Genomic DNA, 651 nt, shown 5'->3' with positions numbered 1-651 from the left:
GACGTGCGGTTTCGATCGTCGCCTTTGCGCACTCCGGATCTACGTATGTGTCGAGCAGCGAGGTGGTGGTCACCGCAATCCTGAGCCGGCGCGGCTTTGAGCGCAACGCGTCGATATAGCTGAGCTCTGGGGCGGGAGCGGTATAGGGGTCTCCGGCCAAGGTCCCGCGGGTCGCATCCAGGAGAGCGGCGCTGTCACGGACGCTCACTGAAAGAACATGTTCATTCACGATCCCGCCCGTACTGTCCCCTAGATCCGGGCCGAGTGTGATCCTTCCACGCGACGGCTTGAGGCCAAACAAGCCACAGCATGACGCCGGAATTCGAATCGAGCCCGCCCCGTCACCGCCATGGGCTGCCGGGACAATGCCAGCAGCCACGGCAGCGCCAGCGCCCCCGCTCGATCCGCCGCTTGACCGCGAAGTGTCCCAGGGGTTGCGGGTGGCTCCAAAGAGTTTCGGCTCTGTGGTCCCGAGGGTACCGCGCCGGAATTCGAATCGAGCCCGCCCCGTCACCGCCATGGGCTGCCGGGACAATGCCAGCAGCCACGGCAGCGCCAGCGCCCCCGCTCGATCCGCCGCTTGACCGCGAAGTGTCCCAGGGGTTGCGGGTGGCTCCAAAGAGTTTCGGCTCTGTGGTCCCGAGGGTACCG

At 66.2% G+C, this 651-nt stretch carries 1 protein-coding gene and 1 pseudogene; both read right to left on the bottom strand.

Annotated features, from left to right (window positions below; genetic code table 11):
- The coding region (locus AB4Z23_RS27730; RefSeq protein ID WP_441361209.1) for an amidase family protein at positions 1-520 on the bottom strand (520 nt) is incomplete at its 3' end.
- Between the two features lie 16 nt (positions 521-536).
- A pseudogene (locus AB4Z23_RS27725) lies at positions 537-651 on the bottom strand (amidase family protein); the annotation flags it as partial.

Origin of the sequence: Agrobacterium sp. MCAB5 (assembly GCF_052114365.1) — a bacterium.
GTDB lineage: Bacteria > Pseudomonadota > Alphaproteobacteria > Rhizobiales > Rhizobiaceae > Agrobacterium > Agrobacterium tumefaciens.
The sequence above is the reverse complement of the archived record's forward strand: the minus strand, read 5'-3'. Positions and strand labels throughout refer to the sequence as shown.